At 40.5% G+C, this 17,187-nt stretch carries 15 protein-coding genes; 13 read left to right on the top strand and 2 right to left on the bottom strand.

Annotated elements, in window-relative coordinates; all coding sequences use genetic code 11:
- The first annotated feature begins 4 nt into the window (after window positions 1-4).
- The 13 genes from bshA to nth all read left to right on the top strand — a co-directional run bounded on the left by bshA (window position 5) and on the right by nth (window position 13,115).
- Window positions 5-1,135 carry an N-acetyl-alpha-D-glucosaminyl L-malate synthase BshA gene (bshA, locus tag G6R08_RS00555; RefSeq protein WP_163526213.1) on the top strand — a complete coding sequence of 377 codons (1,131 nt, stop codon included), beginning with the start codon at window positions 5-7 and terminating at the stop codon, window positions 1,133-1,135.
- Window positions 1,122-2,324, top strand: coding sequence for a CCA tRNA nucleotidyltransferase (locus tag G6R08_RS00550; RefSeq protein WP_163526212.1), 1,203 nt, complete (start codon window positions 1,122-1,124; stop codon window positions 2,322-2,324). Before bshA ends, G6R08_RS00550 begins: the two co-directional genes overlap by 14 nt.
- Entirely contained in the window at window positions 2,300-3,292 is a 993-nt protein-coding gene (locus G6R08_RS00545; protein ID WP_163526211.1) for a biotin--[acetyl-CoA-carboxylase] ligase, read from the top strand. Before G6R08_RS00550 ends, G6R08_RS00545 begins: the two co-directional genes overlap by 25 nt.
- Window positions 3,285-4,106: a 3-methyl-2-oxobutanoate hydroxymethyltransferase gene (panB, locus tag G6R08_RS00540; RefSeq protein WP_275897912.1), complete on the top strand. Its 822-nt coding sequence runs from the start codon at window positions 3,285-3,287 to the stop codon at window positions 4,104-4,106. Before G6R08_RS00545 ends, panB begins: the two co-directional genes overlap by 8 nt.
- Window positions 4,107-4,117: 11 nt before the next feature.
- A complete protein-coding gene (gene panC / locus G6R08_RS00535) occupies window positions 4,118-4,984 on the top strand; it encodes a pantoate--beta-alanine ligase (protein WP_163526209.1) in 867 nt (288 codons plus the stop codon).
- 22 nt (window positions 4,985-5,006) lie between these two features.
- Window positions 5,007-5,396: an aspartate 1-decarboxylase gene (gene panD, locus G6R08_RS00530; protein WP_163526208.1), complete on the top strand. Its 390-nt coding sequence runs from the start codon at window positions 5,007-5,009 to the stop codon at window positions 5,394-5,396.
- 207 nt (window positions 5,397-5,603) lie between these two features.
- Window positions 5,604-8,393, top strand: coding sequence for an ATP-dependent DNA helicase DinG (gene dinG / locus G6R08_RS00525; RefSeq protein WP_163526207.1), 2,790 nt, complete (start codon window positions 5,604-5,606; stop codon window positions 8,391-8,393).
- Window positions 8,394-8,496: 103 nt separating this feature from the next.
- Window positions 8,497-8,667 carry a YpmA family protein gene (locus G6R08_RS00520; protein ID WP_079530103.1) on the top strand — a complete coding sequence of 57 codons (171 nt, stop codon included), beginning with the start codon at window positions 8,497-8,499 and terminating at the stop codon, window positions 8,665-8,667.
- Entirely contained in the window at window positions 8,621-9,160 is a 540-nt protein-coding gene (locus tag G6R08_RS00515) for a cell wall elongation regulator TseB-like domain-containing protein (RefSeq protein WP_163526206.1), read from the top strand. Before G6R08_RS00520 ends, G6R08_RS00515 begins: the two co-directional genes overlap by 47 nt.
- A 17-nt stretch (window positions 9,161-9,177) precedes the next feature.
- The gene (locus G6R08_RS00510; RefSeq protein ID WP_163526205.1) at window positions 9,178-10,368 is read left to right on the top strand and encodes a pyridoxal phosphate-dependent aminotransferase; all 1,191 of its coding nucleotides are present in this window, start codon (window positions 9,178-9,180) and stop codon (window positions 10,366-10,368) included.
- A 19-nt stretch (window positions 10,369-10,387) separates the two neighbouring features.
- Window positions 10,388-11,680, top strand: coding sequence for an asparagine--tRNA ligase (gene asnS, locus G6R08_RS00505; RefSeq protein WP_163526204.1), 1,293 nt, complete (start codon window positions 10,388-10,390; stop codon window positions 11,678-11,680).
- An 81-nt stretch (window positions 11,681-11,761) separates the two neighbouring features.
- The gene (locus G6R08_RS00500; RefSeq protein WP_205439377.1) at window positions 11,762-12,457 is read left to right on the top strand and encodes a DnaD domain-containing protein; all 696 of its coding nucleotides are present in this window, start codon (window positions 11,762-11,764) and stop codon (window positions 12,455-12,457) included.
- 10 nt (window positions 12,458-12,467) lie between these two features.
- Entirely contained in the window at window positions 12,468-13,115 is a 648-nt protein-coding gene (gene nth / locus G6R08_RS00495; protein WP_163526203.1) for an endonuclease III, read from the top strand.
- A gap of 161 nt (window positions 13,116-13,276) precedes the next feature.
- On the opposite strand, the gene G6R08_RS00490 is transcribed toward nth, so the two are convergent.
- Window positions 13,277-15,991 carry a penicillin-binding protein 1A gene (locus tag G6R08_RS00490; protein ID WP_205439376.1) on the bottom strand — a complete coding sequence of 905 codons (2,715 nt, stop codon included), beginning with the start codon at window positions 15,989-15,991 and terminating at the stop codon, window positions 13,277-13,279.
- 17 nt (window positions 15,992-16,008) lie between these two features.
- Window positions 16,009-16,599 (bottom strand): Holliday junction resolvase RecU, encoded by a 591-nt coding sequence (gene recU, locus G6R08_RS00485; protein WP_163526202.1) that lies wholly within the window; start codon window positions 16,597-16,599, stop codon window positions 16,009-16,011.
- Window positions 16,600-17,187 lie beyond the last annotated feature (588 nt).

Genomic DNA, 17,187 nt, shown 5'->3' with positions numbered 1-17,187 from the left:
TTGTATGTCGAAAATAGGAATAACCTGCTATCCCACTGTCGGGGGATCAGGGGTAATTGCAACCGAATTAGGGAAAATATTAGCTGAAAGAGGACATGAAATCCACTTTATTACATCACAAGTCCCATTTCGGTTAAATCGAGTCTATCCAAACATTTATTACCATGAAGTAGAGGTGAGCAGCTATCCCGTTTTTCAGCATCCTCCCTATGATTTAGCGCTGGCTAATAAAATGGCAGAGGTTATTAATCGTGAAAAACTCGATATTCTGCATGTCCATTATGCAATGCCTCATGCTGTATTAGCGATTCTTGCCAAGCAAATGGCTGATCATGATGTTAAAATTGTTACGACTCTGCACGGCACAGATATTACAGTATTGGCAATTGATTCGAGTTTAAAACAGATGATTAAATTCGGAATTGAACAATCTGATCGTGTTACGGCTGTATCGAAAAGTTTAGTAAAACAAACTCAAGAAATGCTAAAAACGGAAAAGACAATGGACGTCATCTATAACTTTGTGGACGAACGAGAATATTACAGGCGGCCTAATGATGAACTCAAGGCCCAATATCATATCGATAGGGATGAAAAAGTGATCATCCATATTTCTAATTTCAGGAAAGTAAAGCGGGTTCCTGACGTCATACAGACATTTGCTCAAATTCAAAAAAATATCCCATCTAAACTTATCCTCGTCGGTGACGGTCCAGAGTATGCTGCTTGTTATCAACTAGTAGAAGAATTAGGAATAGCAGATCAAGTACTTTTCCTTGGTAAACAGGAAAATGTAAGTGAATTGCTTTCCATTTCTGATTTAAAGCTACTGTTATCAGAAAAAGAAAGCTTTGGCCTCGTATTATTAGAAGCCATGGCGTGCGGTGTCCCATGTATTGGGACAAATATCGGTGGAATACCTGAAGTTATCAATCATGGGGAAACTGGATTTATTACAGAGCTAGGAAATACGGAACAAGTTGTTTATTTTGCAGAAAAAATATTAGGGGACTCTGCTATGCATGATCACTTTTCAGAACAGGCGAAGCAATTTGTAAGAGATAAGTTTGCTTCAACTGCCATCGTTGAACAATATGAAGCGCTCTATCGTCAGGTGTTACATGATGTACAATGATCCGCTTTTTCAATCGGCCTTTAGCTTAATAACACAACTTCACCACAAAGGGTATGAAGGTCACATAGTGGGAGGGGCCGTACGTGACCTTGTTTTAGGCCGATCAGTCGGTGATATTGATATAGCTACGTCAGCTCTCCCGCATCAGGTAACCCAGGTTTTTGATCATGTTATTCCGATTGGGGTAGAACACGGAACAGTACTCGTCCGCTACCAATCACAATCCTTTGAAGTGACAACGTATCGAACAGAGCAAGGCTATACCGATTTCAGGCATCCTGACCAAGTGTCATTTGTACAATCGATAAAGGAAGATTTGTCAAGACGGGATTTCACGATTAACGCTATGGCTATGGATCTTAAAGGGGAAATCATTGATCCTTACGGTGGAAAAGAGGATCTAACAAATCAGCGTATTCGGGCAGTGGGGAACGCTCAGACCCGTTTCAGTGAAGATCCTTTACGAATGATGCGGGCCTTGAGATTCGCAAGTCAGCTTCAGTTTGAGGTCGATTCAGAAGTAAGTACAGCTATAGAAAGTCAAGTAGCTAAACTTGGCCATATTGCTATAGAACGGGTAGCAGTTGAATTTGCTAAACTGACAGCAGGGGATGACTTTCGAAAAGGTCTGCAATTATGTAGTCAACTTGGTGTGCACTCGCAACTTCCCATTTTTTCTAAAAAGCCACACTTACAAGAAATTATACCGGAAGATCGCTTAGACGGATTCGCTGTATTGATCGCTTATTATTATGAACAAGACAATTCGGTAGATATTCTTCAGTGGGTGAAAAATTGGAAACAGTCCAATAAAGTCAAAAGGGATTCCTTTTCATTGCACTATGCGTTACGTGAGTTTCAACAAAAGAATGAAGTTACTCATTGGCTCGTTTATCAATTGCCAAATCCCCTGATCCCCTCATTCGCCAAGCTGTTAAGAGCATTGGGATATCAGATTGAAGAACAACTTCTTTTTAATATCTCAGCTGAACTTCCGATCCAGTCACGGAACGATTTGGCATTTGGAGCTCAGGACTTTATCCAGTTATGGCCTCAAAGGCAAAAAGGACCTTGGATTAAATCAGGTATTGAAAAAATAGAATATGCTGTAGTAAATAAACAATTGCCAAACCAATATGAACAAATAAAGGAGTGGGTCGATCAATGGAATCCACCCGTAAACAATTAATTGAACTGTTAAGTGAACAACAAGGACATATCTCTGGTCAATCTTTATCGAAACGCTTGCAAATTTCAAGAACAGCCGTTTGGAAACATATGAAAGAGCTAGAAAGGGATGGCTATGAAATTGAAGCGGTTCAAAGAAAGGGATACAAAATCGTTTCGTTCCCTAATAAAGTAAGTGAGAACACTCTTCAGTGGGGGTTGAATACAGATTGGCTCGGTCATAACCTTCATCATTATCCAGAAGTAGCTTCCACACAAGAAGTGGTTCATCAATTAGCCAAACAAGGAAAACCTCATGGAACGGTCGTTATAGCTGATCAGCAGGTTCAGGGCAAAGGAAGAATGGCTCGAAATTGGGATTCCCCCAAAGGAAAGGGTATTTGGATGAGTATTTTGTTACGTCCTGAATTGCTTCCTTATCAAGCCCCTCAGCTTACTTTACTGGCTGCCACAGTTTTAGCCGAGGTTATTGCTGGTCAGCCCTCAATAACTCCCTATATTAAGTGGCCGAACGACTTATTAGTTAATCATAAAAAGGTCTCAGGAATCTTAACAGAAATGCAGGCTGAACAGGACCAAATTCAGTATGTAGTTTTAGGTATCGGAATGAATGTGAATCAAGCAGAAGCAGATATTCCGGAAGAATTACAGCATAAAGCTACCTCTCTTCGGATAGAGTCACAACAAGATTGGTCCATTCAGGAAACAATTCAACGTATATTACGCCAGTTTGAACGTACATATGATCAGTTTATACAAAATGGATTTTCTGAAGTGAAACCGAAGTGGGAAGAATACGGCTACAAAATTGGCGAAATAGTGACCGTCTCTACCATGAGGAAATCATGGCAGGCTACCCTCGTTGGGATTGAACCTGATGGAGCCTTGCTGGCACGGGATGAAACAGGAAATGTTGAAAAACTGTATTCTGCAGAAATTCATTGGGGAGAGGGTGGATATAGTGCTTAATAAGAACAGCCTGTTTAAAATGAAACAGGACCAGAAAAAAATAACGATGATTACCGCCTATGATTACCCATCTGCTAAAATTGCTCGGTCAGCAGGAACGGATATGATACTGGTTGGTGACAGTCTGGGTATGGTTGTATTAGGATATGACTCTACCATTCCGGTTACGCTTACCGACATGATTCACCATGGCAAAGCGGTAAGAAAAGGGGCGGCAGACACATTTGTTGTGGTCGATATGCCATTTATGTCTTATCACATTTCTCTAGAAGAGTCTCTGAAAAATGGAGCAAAGCTATTTCAAGAAACGGGCGCACAAGCGTTGAAACTTGAAGGAGCTGGTGAAATATTACCGGTGATTCGACGGTTATCCGAAGGGGGGATCCCTGTAGTTGGACATTTAGGTCTGACTCCTCAATCTGTTCATGTTCTAGGAGGCTATAAAGTACAGGGAAAAGACGAAAAGACAGCTAAAAAGTTGATTAAGGAAGCTAAGGAAATCGAGCAAGCAGGAGCTATGGCACTTGTTTTAGAGTGTGTTCCAAAACAGCTTGCGAAACGTATTTCTGAGGATCTTTCTATTCCCACAATTGGGATTGGCGCAGGTGTGGACTGTGATGGACAAGTACTAGTCTACCATGATGTCCTGAAGTATGGTGTGGAGCGACTGCCTAAGTTTGTAAAACCATATCTAAACAGCAACGATCAGATGACTGATGCTGTAAGTCAATACGTATCAGAAGTGAGGAATGGGGATTTTCCTGAAGAGCAGCACAGCTTTACAATGGATACGGCTTTGCTTCCAGAAGACTAAGGAGAATAGTTATGAAGATCACCACAAATATTAAAGAATTGCAGCAGAGAACAAGTGAATGGATTGCACAAGGGAAAAAAATAGGCTTTGTACCTACTATGGGCTTTCTACATGAAGGCCACGAGGCACTCTTAAAGAAAGCACGATTGGAGAACGATCTCGTCGTATTAAGTATATTTGTCAATCCGCTCCAGTTTGGTGCGAATGAAGATTTAGACTCTTATCCTCGCGATCAGAAGCATGACAAAGAAATAGCTGAGAAACATGGGGTCGACGTTATTTTTCTTCCAGATGAGCAGACGATGTACCCAAATCCGCTCTCCATAAACTTAACTGTGGTTAGAAGAACAGATGTGTTATGCGGGAGAAGCCGTCCTGGACATTTTGATGGAGTAGCGACCGTATTGACGAAATTATTTAATATCGTTCGTCCTTCTAGGGTTTATTTTGGATTGAAGGATGCCCAGCAGATCGCTGTTGTAGATGCATTACTCGAAGATTTAAATTTCCCCATCGAACTGATAGCTGTTCCCACGGTACGGGAAGAAGATGGGTTAGCGAAAAGCAGTCGGAATGTGAATCTGCTTGATCAGGAAAGAAAAGAAGCTCCTTATGTTCAACAAGCATTGCAATGTGGAAGACAACATGTAGAGAATGGGGAGACTAATCCAGAGAAAGTGATCGAAAAAGTTCGACAGTTTCTTGAAAAGAAAACTCATGGTAAAATAGACTATATTGAATTATTATCCTATCCGATGTTACAGAGAGTCGAAACGATAGATCAACAAGTGATTCTTGCTACAGCGGTATATTTTCAAAACGCAAGACTCATCGACAACGTAATCTTTAATGAGTATGGGATTAAGACGTTAGGGTAAAGAGCAAGGAGGGGGCGTCATCATGTATCGCACTATGATGAGAGCTAAGATCCATCGTGCACGGGTCACAGAAGCAAACTTGAACTATGTAGGCAGTATAACCATTGATAAAGACCTATTAGACAGTGTGGGAATTCTTCCACATGAGAAAGTTCAAATCGTAAATAATAATAATGGTGCACGACTAGAAACATATGTTATTGCCGGTGAAAGAGGTAGTGGCGTTGTTTGCCTGAATGGGGCAGCAGCACGGTTAGTTCAGCCGGATGATATCGTTATTATTGTCTCCTATGCCATGTTGAGTGAAGAGGAATTAGCAGATTTTAAACCTAAGATCGCGATTATGGGCGAAGGTAATGAATTGCTTGAACTTTTAGAAGAGGAGCCTCCGCTTACAGCAATGCCTCTGTAGTTAGGAGTTCGTATGAATGGTATGGAAGGATCTTAGCTCCTATCAGGGGTTCAGGTCCTTACTTTTTTGAGTCCGCTGATGAGGAAGTGCTCACTGGAAGTAGAGAGAAATAGTTATTTCATTTACATGAATGGTTTTAGACTAGTGAATACTGAATTAAACAGGGCTGGAATACATAAAAGATGAACGAAAAAGGGGGGTTCTAACTTGTCTACCTTTGCTATAGTTGATTTGGAGACCACTGGTAATGCATTATCAAAGCAGGATCGAATGATTGAAATTGGTATCGTAATTATGAAAGAGGGAAAGACGGTCAAAGAATTTTCCAGCCTGATCTTTCCGGAACGCGAGATTCCTCCATTTATTACATCCTTAACAGGAATTAAAGATGAAGACCTAATCCATGCTCCGTTGTTCTCGGAAATTGCTGAGGACGTATATCATTTATTGAAGGACTGCTATATTGTTGCCCATAATATTGAATTCGATCTAAGTTTTCTTAATGAGGAATTCAAGCGGTGCGGTTTTTCTGCTTTACATAATAAATTAATAGATACAGTTGAACTTTCCCGCATTTTTCTGCCCGAATCACCAAGTTTTAAATTAGGACAACTGGCGCAGCTTTTGCATATAGGGCACGATAATCCACACCGTGCATTATCTGATGCTGCAGTAACAGCTGATTTGCTCACGATATTATTAACTGAATTAGAGGGATTACCTGAACGGACACTGGTGCATCTGTTAAGATTGTCAGATAATCTCAAGAGTGATATGAGATCCTTAATCGAAAATGCTATTGAGAAAAACAGATACAATCATCAAGTTGTAGACAAATTTGATATTCACTATGGGATTCCAATTAAAAAAAGACGGTTGAATTCCAAAGTTACTCGAGATCAGCAGCCTCCGTTTAGTGAATGGCTTCATCATGCATATGAAGGTAAAGAAGGTTTACAGCAAATTATAAGCCGCTTTGAAACGAGAGATGGGCAAAAGCAAATGTCAGAAGCCGTGTATAAGGCTTTTAAGGAGAAGAAGCATGCCTTGATAGAAGCTGGGGCTGGAATCGGAAAGTCTCTTGCCTACCTGTTGTCTGCCGTACATTATGCAATCAGTCATAAAGAGAGAGTTATGATTTCTACTCACACCACTTCCCTACAGAATCAGTTGTTAGAAGAAGAAATTCCGCGTCTGGAAGCATTAGTAGGGCGGCCGCTTGAAGCAGTCTTATATAAAGGAAAAAGTCATTATATTAGTTTGCTGCATTTCAGTTATGAGTTAGAAAGATCTTATCATGATAATTATGATATTTCCTTAACAAAATCTATGATTTTAGTATGGTTAACCCATACGAGTACTGGGGACATTGATGAAATTCAACTGCCTTCAAGCGGTCAGCAATTTTGGCATAAAATTTCCTCGGAAGCGTCAAAAAACACGAAATCTGTAAAACAAGACCCTTCCTCTTATTGGCAGTGGGCAGAGGAAAAGGCTGCACAGGCTGACATAATCATTACTAATCATTCTCTGCTTTGCTTAGAACTGATTAGTCATGAAAAGAAACTTCCTGATTTTGAGCGGCTGTTAGTTGATGAGGCCCATCATTTAGAGTCTGTTGCCAGTCGTTACTTTGGTATTCGCTTGAACTACAAAGAGCTGCAGCGGCAGTTAACCCAATTTAATGAATTGTTTCACCCTGCAGTATTCAAATCACTCAATGTAGATGTGAAGAAACAACTCGACCACTGCAGTCATTACGTAGAAGCAGCAAAAGAAGAGTTAAACCATTTATCGAGATATCTCTTTCGAAAGGTAAAATCTGTTCGTAATAACAAGCAATCGAAAAGTGATGTTGGCCGCGTTCAATATCTACTTAAAGAATCCAATGACGATAAGTTTGTTTACACTAGTTACGAAATGACCAATAGGTTTCTCGCACCTATTCACTCCATTAAAAGAGAGACAGCTGCTTTAATAGAGGTCCTCGAATCAATAGTTACGAGTGACCATAATGAAGAAGTACAGGTGTTAAGGCAGAGGCTGATTAATCATGCAGAGATGTGTTCAACCATTATTCACCAATTAGAAAGCTTTTTCGATCTCGGCGGGGATAAGGTGAAATGGATTGAAATTGATGTTGATGGGGCGTCTAACTCAATTTATTTATATAGTGAGCCTTTAGACGTAGCTGACCAATTAAATGAAAAATTATATGCAACAAAAAAGAGTGTAGTCTTAACGAGTGCTACCTTGACCACGAACGGGTCGTTCAATTATATGAAGCGGCTTTTAGGATTAGAAACGAGGGATGACCTGCATGAACTATCTATCCCATCCCCATATAATTATGAACAGCATGTAAGGCTTATGGTTCCAAATGACTTTCCTAGTATTAAGACAGAGACAGAAGAATTCATCTATTCTATAAGCGAAGCGATTTATTCAATAGCTCAAGTCACAAACGGCCGCATGCTTGTTTTATTCACGTCTTATGAGATGTTGAAAAAAACCTATTACTTACTCAAGGAGGTAGCGGCTCCTGAGGAATTTATGATATTTGCTCAAGGAATCTCGAGTGGCAGCAGAGATCGTCTGAAAAAGAACTTCCAAACTTTTGACCAGGCGATTTTATTAGGGACCAGCTCTTTTTGGGAAGGAGTCGACATTCCCGGTGATGATCTATCATGTTTAGTAATCGCCCGTCTGCCTTTTGACCCTCCTGATCAGCCAGCTCAGATCATGCGGGATAGCAGACTGAAGAGCAAGGGCCTTAACCCATTTATGGAACAGTCTCTTCCTCACGCAATATTAAGATTTAAACAAGGGTTTGGACGATTGATTCGCTCGACTACCGACCGCGGAATAGTTTTTGTATGTGACCAGCGATTAATTGAAGCTAAATACGGAAAATATTTTATTTCCTCGATTCCCGAAATTCCGCTGACTTATCAATCGACATCTAAGTTAGTTCAGGATATGGAAAAGTGGTTATGAAGGAAAATACCGAAACTCTTTCTAATTTAAGTATAATTCCTGTTATAATGTTTTACGTATGTACCGATGAAGAACCTTGGAAAAGACGATGGGGGATGTAAATATGGAAAACAAGATCGAAACCCTTTCAACTGTAAGGATTCAGAAATCAGACGATCTGTATAAGGTTGTTGATACACTTAACCGTACACTGAAAGAACAAAATTTAATGTTTGGACTCGCTCTAGATGAAGATGATAACGAAACAGCAGTCTTCACGATATACCGCACCTAGCTGGCTGAAATGGGTTCTTTTAATCGTCGGTCTATTGATTTTACTTTCGGGATGTTTACTAACATGGATGTATGTACAAATCCAGAGCAATCACACTGAAGGATATAGTGAAGCTAAAAGTCTGGCTTTATCCGAGACGAAAATTGCTAATGTTTCAGAGGTAACGAGTTACAACGGCGAACGGCCAATCCATATCGTTCGCGGCAAAACTGAAAGTGATGAGGAATTGGCTGCCTTTATTAATCTTAAAAATATGAAGGTGCTTACAACAATCAATACCAGCAACATGGTCTCCTCTGATCAATTAAAAAAAGAGCTGCAGGCTAACTGTTCCAGTTGCTCATTTTTAGATATACAACTTGCCTATGAAGAGAATAGCCCAGCATGGGAACTTACTTATATCGATGAAAATCAAAGATATGTTTTAGAATATGTAAAGGCTGAGAACGGCGAGCCGATTCAAAGATTTGCATTTCGCCAGCCTCAAACTTAAACGAAGGGATGAGTTTCATGGAATTAGCTAAGCGCGTACAAACACTTACACCATCATCTACATTGGCGATAACTGCTAAAGCAAAAGAACTAAAGTCAGAAGGACATGATGTGATAGGCCTCGGAGCAGGGGAACCGGATTTTAATACCCCTCATCATATTATTGCTGCAGCAGCAGACGCTATGGAAGAAGGTTTGACGAAATACACACCTTCAGGAGGAATCCCCGATTTAAAAAAGGCCATTTTGTCAAAGATGAAAGATGATCATAATCTGAATTATTCCACCGATGAGGTCATTGTGACCACAGGTGCAAAACATGCCTTATTTACTTTGTTTCAAGTATTGTTGAATAAGGGAGATGAGGTCATTGTTCCGGCCCCTTATTGGGTAAGTTATCCTGAGCAGATCAAACTGGCAGAAGGCACCCCTGTTATCGTTAAAGCAAAAGAGGAAAATCAGTTCAAAATTACACCTCAACAGCTTGAGGAATCGATTACTAAACAAACAAAAGCTGTTATCATCAATTCCCCTAGTAATCCGACTGGTATGATTTATTCAGAGGATGAACTTCGAGCGATTGGTGAAGTGTGTGTGAAGCATGACATTTTAATTGTTTCCGATGAAATTTACGAAAAACTGATTTATTCTGACGATCAACATGTGTCTATGGCACAGTTATCAGATGAATTATTTAAACAAACAATTATTATAAACGGTGTATCAAAATCCCATTCTATGACGGGCTGGAGAATCGGCTATGCTTTGGGACAGGCTAAGATCATTAAGGCTATGACAAATATGGCTTCCCATTCGACATCTAATCCTACCTCAATCTCCCAATATGCAGCCTTAGCAGCTTACAAAGGCTCAAACGAAGAGGTGAAAAAGATGCGTCAGGCCTTCCATGAAAGATTGGATGCTTTACATACCTGGCTGCTAGAAATACCAGGTGTATCATGCGAGAAGCCAAAAGGCGCTTTCTATTTGTTCCCTAACGTAATAGAAACTGCAAAAAAGTGCGGTTTTAATACGGTAGATGAATGGGTAACCACGTTGCTCGAAGAAGAAAAGGTGGCTCTTGTACCTGGATCTGGTTTTGGATCACCGGAGAATGTAAGGCTTTCCTATGCCACATCGATCGATCAATTAGAGGAAGCTGCTAAACGTTTAAAGCGTTTTGTCGAAAAAAATCAATCAGATAGTTAACTAGCTTGGAGGGAATCTCATGAAAACGACAATTGCAGAAGTTTCAAATCATGTGGGCGAAGAAGTAACCATCGGGGCATGGCTCCACAATAAACGATCAAGCGGAAAAATCGCTTTCTTACAGTTGCGTGATGGTACAGGATTTATGCAAGGCATCGTAGTTAAAAATGATATCGGAGAAGAAAAGTTTCAAGAGGCGAAAGCTTTAACTCAGGAGTCTTCCCTTTACGTCACTGGAGTAATTGTGGAAGATTCTCGTTCTTCTTTTGGGTACGAGATACAAGTGAACCATTTTGAATTGATTCATGAAGCCGTAGATTATCCAATTACGCCTAAGGAACACGGGACAGAGTTTTTAATGGATCACAGACATCTGTGGCTGCGTTCTAAAAAACAGCATGCTGTGATGAAAGTTAGAAACGAAATTATTCGAGCAACTTATGAATTTTTCAATACGAATAATTATGTCAAAATTGACCCCCCGATACTAACTGGATCTTCTGCAGAAGGGACTACAGAATTATTCCATACTAAATACTTCGACGAAGATGCATACTTGTCCCAAAGTGGTCAGCTGTATATGGAAGCAGCAGCTATGGCCTTTGGTAAAGTATTTAGTTTTGGACCAACATTTAGAGCAGAAAAATCAAAAACTCGCCGTCATTTAATCGAGTTCTGGATGATTGAGCCGGAAATGGCTTTTATGGATCATGATGATAGTCTGGAAGTTCAAGAACAATATGTGACCCATGTGGTGGAAGCTGTTCTTGAAAATTGTGCTCTAGAATTGGAAACACTTGGGCGCGATACGAATGTTCTTGAAAAGATTAAAGCACCTTTTCCTAGAATTAGTTATGATGAAGCAATTAATCTCTTAAAGGAGAAGGGCTTTGAGGATATCGAATGGGGAGAAGATTTCGGGGCCCCACATGAGACAGCAATTGCTGAAAGTTATGAAAAGCCAGTATTTATTACGAACTATCCTGCCGAAATCAAATCATTTTACATGAAACCAGACCCTGATCGTCCTGAGGTTGTATTATGTGCTGACTTAATTGCACCGGAAGGGTATGGTGAGATTATCGGAGGTTCTCAGCGAATTGATGATCTTGAGCTCATGCGTAAGCGTTACGAAGAGCACAATCTTACGGGGGATGCCTACAAATGGTACTTGCAACTTCGTGAATATGGGAGTGTACCGCATTCAGGCTTCGGACTAGGATTAGAAAGAACAGTAGCATGGATATCTGGTGTGGAACATGTACGTGAAACAATTCCATTCCCTCGCTTATTGAATCGACTATATCCTTAATAGAGCAGAAGCACCGATACGTTATGTTTTTAGCTATCGGTGTTTTTCCTTCTATAACCACCACAGAATGAGGTGAACACCTTGGCGAAATATCAAAGGTTCGAGGACATCATCAATCACCAAATGATGATTCCGAAACAGTTGTTACTGCAATATCGGCGATTAGGAATGGACGAGCATGAGCTTGTTGTTTTGTTGCAAATTCACCGTTTTTACCTGGAGGGGAATCCTTTTCCTACTCCTGAACAATTGGCTGAATATCTTTCTTTTTCAAGCCAGGACTGTTCTAAGGTATTAAGAAAATTGATGCAAAAACAATTCGTTACGATCGAGCAGAAACACAGTGAACAATTAGTCATAAATGAATCTTATTCCTTAGAGCCGCTATGGGAAAAATTATTTGCGGAACGTACAAATTCCTATTCAGATGACAAAAAGCAGACAGAAAATTTATTTCCTTTATTCGAGCAAGAGTTCGGCCGGCCATTATCTCCTTTTGAAATAGAGAATATTAATATCTGGCTTGATCAGGAAGAACAAGCACCAGCTCTTATAAAAGCAGCATTAAGAGAAGCTGTGTTGATGGGGAAACTTAACTTTAAATATATCGACCGGATTCTAAGAGAGTGGAAGCGAAAAGGAATCCAAACTGTTGACCAGGCTCGTCAGCATGGCAAGCAATTCAGACAAGGCCAAGTAAAAAATGCTTCCTCTTCCAAACCAAAGCCAAAAAGAGATGTATCGTTGTACTATAATTGGTTAGAGGAGGATTTATAGGAGAAACGTTATGCTTAATAAAAGTCAAATAAGAGAATGTCTAGATGCATTTGAAGAAATGTTTCCTGACGCTGAATGTGAACTGACTCACAGCAATGCTTTTGAACTTCTAGTGGCTGTTGTATTGTCAGCTCAGGCTACAGATGCTTTAGTTAATAAGGTTACTCCACAATTATTTCGGAAGTATAAAAGTCCCGAGGATTATCTAGCCGTTCCTCTGGAGGAGTTACAGCATGACATCAAATCTATTGGATTGTATAGAAATAAAGCTAAGAATATTCAAAAGCTCTCCCATACCCTCATTGAAAAGTTTGATGGTAGAGTGCCGTCGACGAAGCAGGAGCTTGAAAGCTTAGCAGGTGTCGGAAGAAAAACAGCGAATGTGGTAGCTTCCGTAGCCTTTCAGGAACCAGCTATTGCGGTGGATACGCATGTTGAGCGCGTCTCAAAGCGGCTGGCTATTTGCAGGTATAAAGATTCTGTATTAGAGGTTGAAAAGACGTTGATGCGTAAAATTCCAAAAGAAGAGTGGAGTGATACCCATCATCGGATGATTTTCTTCGGACGCTATCATTGTAAGGCGCAGCGTCCTCAGTGTGAGGAGTGTCCGTTGCTGCATCTTTGCAGGGAAGGGCAGAAACGAATGAGGAAAAAGTAGAAGGTTCATCTCCCGCCTCTTTTCAAAGTGTTAGGAAAAACCACGCAGTTAACTTACACTGAGCTTTCCAAGCGGGAGTTTTCGTGTAAGTCAATTGCTAAAATAAATATAATTCTATTCATAAAAACCCCCACTGTCTTATACAGTGGGGGTTGCGTTATTTACGCAGCGGGTTCTTCACGCTCTTGTGGTTGGCCGGAATCACCCTCGGTTCCTCCAGGCTCACCGTCTGAATTATCTCCTCCAGTGTTATCATCCTCGGAGGAGCCACCTCCAGAGCCGGAGTCCCCGGTCCCGCCTTCTCCAGAACCGGTATCGTCTTCACTTTGGTCTCCGCCATTTTGATTTCCGCCATTATTTCCTTGACCATCTCCACTTTCATTACCATTTCCGCTACCATTATTACCGTTATTCTCGTTATTACCGTTATTACCATTGTTACCGTTGTTACCATTTTGATTACCGTTGTTTTCATTGCCTTCGTTGTTCTGCTCATCTTCAGGATTTTCACCTTCAGGATTCTCCTCTTCAGGATTTTCTTCGGCTCCATCCTCAGCAGGAATTTCTACACTAGCAGTAGCTGGATCACTGTCTTCTGCATTCTCATTATCACTTACGGCAGTTACCGTAAATTCATAGGTAGAACCAGGTTGAGCATTCGTGATTTCCACCGTACTATCTTTCGTTCTCGTAAGTTGTCTTGCTTCTCCGCCATCAATGGATACCGTTACTTCAAATGAGACTCCTTCAGGTTCTTCATAGCCCCATTCAAGGTTAATCGCCTGTGCTTCCGTATCATAGGAAGCTGACAAATCTTGAACTGGCTCTAGTTTCTGAAATACTTGAGAAACTTGAGACGGTGTATTATCAACGTGGAACAATTCTGTTACTATACGACTCTCCGGAGTATATGGGCTAGGTAGTTTAGCTGGGCGTGAGCCTTCTTCTACTTCAACCTTTTCAACGGATCCGGGTTTTTGGAAGTCGCTTGTTTCTGTTCCTTCTGAAATATGGCTCATAACTGACTTAAACAGCTGTTTAGGGATATCTTGAGTTGCCTCGGATAAATCCTGGTATCCCTTTGGATAACCAGTCCAAACCGATATCGAATAATTTGTTGTGTAACCGCTGAACCAAGAATCTGGAACAATGTCAGTCCCATCGTCGGTTTCACTATTGGTTGTACCCGTTTTACCTGCCTCAGGAAGACCTGGGACATTGGCTGCTGTTCCTGTACCTTCTGACATTACTGTTTGTAACATGGATGTAACCATATAAGCCGTGTAGCTGTTCATGGCTGATTTAGGTTCAGGTTTTAAGTCAACCGTTCCTTGGCCTGGAACCTCTACTTTTCTAACTGTATACGGTTCGTTATAAACTCCTTCATTTCCAAACGCTGCATATGCACCGCTTAGCTGTAGTGGACTAACTTCTGCATTTCCCCCGCCGATCGCATCACTTAAATACATCTGATCATTTTTGAAGTTAATGCCTAGTCCTTCCGCAAATTTCTGTGCTTTATCAATACCTGTTTCATGCAATGTTTTCACAGCCGGAATATTCAAGGAACGACTGAGAGCATAACGCATACTTACCCATCCACGGAACCTGTCATCATAGTTATTAGGGGAGTACCCGTTAATATCTATCGGTTCGTCTTTGATCTGATGATAAGTTGACAGTTTATTATATTGAATAGCTGGACCATAAGCTGTAATTGGCTTTAAGGTTGATCCTGGCTGTCTTTGGGTGTCCGTAGCATAGTTAAAGTTACCCTCTTTATAGTTTCGACCGCCGCCAATAGCTCGAACAGCACCTGTTTGGGTATCGGTCACTGCTATACCAGTTTCAACTTTTTCATCTGGCCAATTAATCGTGCTTTCTTTTCCAAGCATTTGCTCAACATATTTCTGTGCTTCAGGATCTAGTGTTGTGTAGATTTTTAAGCCATCTTTGTAAATGTTGGCACCATCCATTTTTGCTTCTACTTCTTCTCGAACCTGGTCGATAAATGCTTTATATGGTGACTCTCTTTCAGTCTGTTCAGCTAGTAAATCTTCTACATTCGTTTGTCTTGCCTTCTCAGCCTCTTCTTCACTAATCTTCCCATGCTGGACCATCAGACTAAGTACAACGCTCATTCGTTGTTTCGCAAGTTCTGGATTTTTATATGGGTTATAGGCAGAAGGCCGTTGCGGTAATCCCGCTAGTATAGCTATTTCTGGCAATGTAAGTTTACTTAATTCGTTTTTGCCAAAATAAGTTTGAGCTGCTTCAGCTACCCCATAGGCACCTTGTCCATAATAAATTTTATTAAGGTACATTTCTAAAATCTTTTCTTTGGAGTATTCCTGATCTAGTTTAATAGCTAAATACTGTTCCTGTACTTTACGTTTTAATGTCTTATCGCTTGATAAAAAGGAACGTTTAACAACTTGCTGTGTTATAGTGCTGGCACCTTCAGCCCCAAATCCTTCCTTAATATTCGCGATGATAGCGGCGGCAATACGTCTGAAATCTATTCCAATATGTTCAAAGAATCGGACGTCCTCGGTGGCTAAAACCGCGTCAATAAGTGTAGGTGGAAGGTCGTTATAGCTAACTTTAGTTCTTCTTTGCTCGCCGGCTAGGTCCGTTATAAAATCACCATTTTTATCATACAGTTTTGACGAGATAGGATCAGATAATTGCTCTTCATTTAATTCAGGTGCCGTTACAATGTAATAGGTGAATAAGCCGCCTACGGCTATCATAAGAACGATGCCTATCGTCAAGAGAATCATTACGATACGTTTGAAGGTAGGTTTTTTCGTTCCTTTTTTATTCGACTTTAATTGCTTTCGTCTTGCACTTCTTGATTGGCTTTCGTTGGCCATGTTGCTCTTCCTCCAATTCAAAAATAGAGCTTATCTAAAGCAGCAGCATAATCAACCCTTGCTTGATAATGAAAGGGGAGGAGTTCTCCTTCAACTTTCATATGCTCATAGGGAATTGATTTTCGCCCGCCTTGAAATTGATCATCCCAATACAAAAAAAGTTTGACTGCGGGTAGAAAATAAACCTCTTCATATACGGCAAATTTGACAATAATAAAGCATATGCCTCCGTGAGTGTCACATGCGCGCATATGATCAATTTGATGCTGGTGGATGTTGCTTAAAGGGAAGGAGGTCTTATTCTTTGTTTCCTTCGCCTCGAAGTCAATATAACGACCTCGATAAACTCCATTAAAATCCGTTGTTGAAGCTTGTTTGAAGTATGCTTCTTTAATGACTGCTGCACTTCTTTTTGGATAGTCTACATTTACTATTTGGACAGGTGTCGGCTTTTTGTGTACAACTGCAATATTTGCGTGTCTATAATAGTCATTGGTTAATGCAATATCCTCTTCTAAGGTCATACCTCTATTACTAAAAGTGGCCTTTGTTTTCCCTTGTTTTAACGATTTCTGGCTTACGCCTTTTCTTCCATTGGGATAATTCAAAGTACTTCCCTCCCTAATGCCATGAGGGTATCATACCAAAAAAAAGCCGCCAAGTGTAACAGAAATATGGGGGAGCATCTTCATATCCTATTAAACGTTTTAGGATACGATGAAGTTTCACTCTATTATACTTTTTCCCGCAAATAACAACAAATAATCCTTAATTTTTACACCTTTTGCTGCACCAAACACATAAATTCGAACAGAAGAAGAGTTTTATGGGGGAAAGGGAGGCGGGATTTAATAAACATAAGCGCCTCCCTTTATGGTTAAGTGGATGGGCGGTCTTCCCCTGATAACTTAGGGTTATCAGTTTTAGCCGGAGTGGGTTTCTTTTTTTCTTTTGGCTTCTTCTTAGGCATTGAATGCGGCCTCCTTTCATCATAGGCTGAGTCCTATAAATAATATTTGACAATAAATCGACATTTCATAATCATGGTTTATTTATTGGGGATAGGGTTCATGATTAAGACATTCTTGTGTCGATACCTTACGTAAGGTAGGTTGTTTTGTAGCATTAGTTCTAGTCTTGTCATGTGGGAAGGAGTTATGCAGGGGAAGGAGAATTTTAACCTTAACAAGCTTTTG

It is taken from the genome of Halobacillus ihumii (assembly GCF_902726645.1).
Classification (GTDB): Bacteria; Bacillota; Bacilli; order Bacillales; family Halobacillaceae; genus Halobacillus_A; species Halobacillus_A ihumii.
This window is presented reverse-complemented; position numbering and strand designations above follow the sequence as displayed.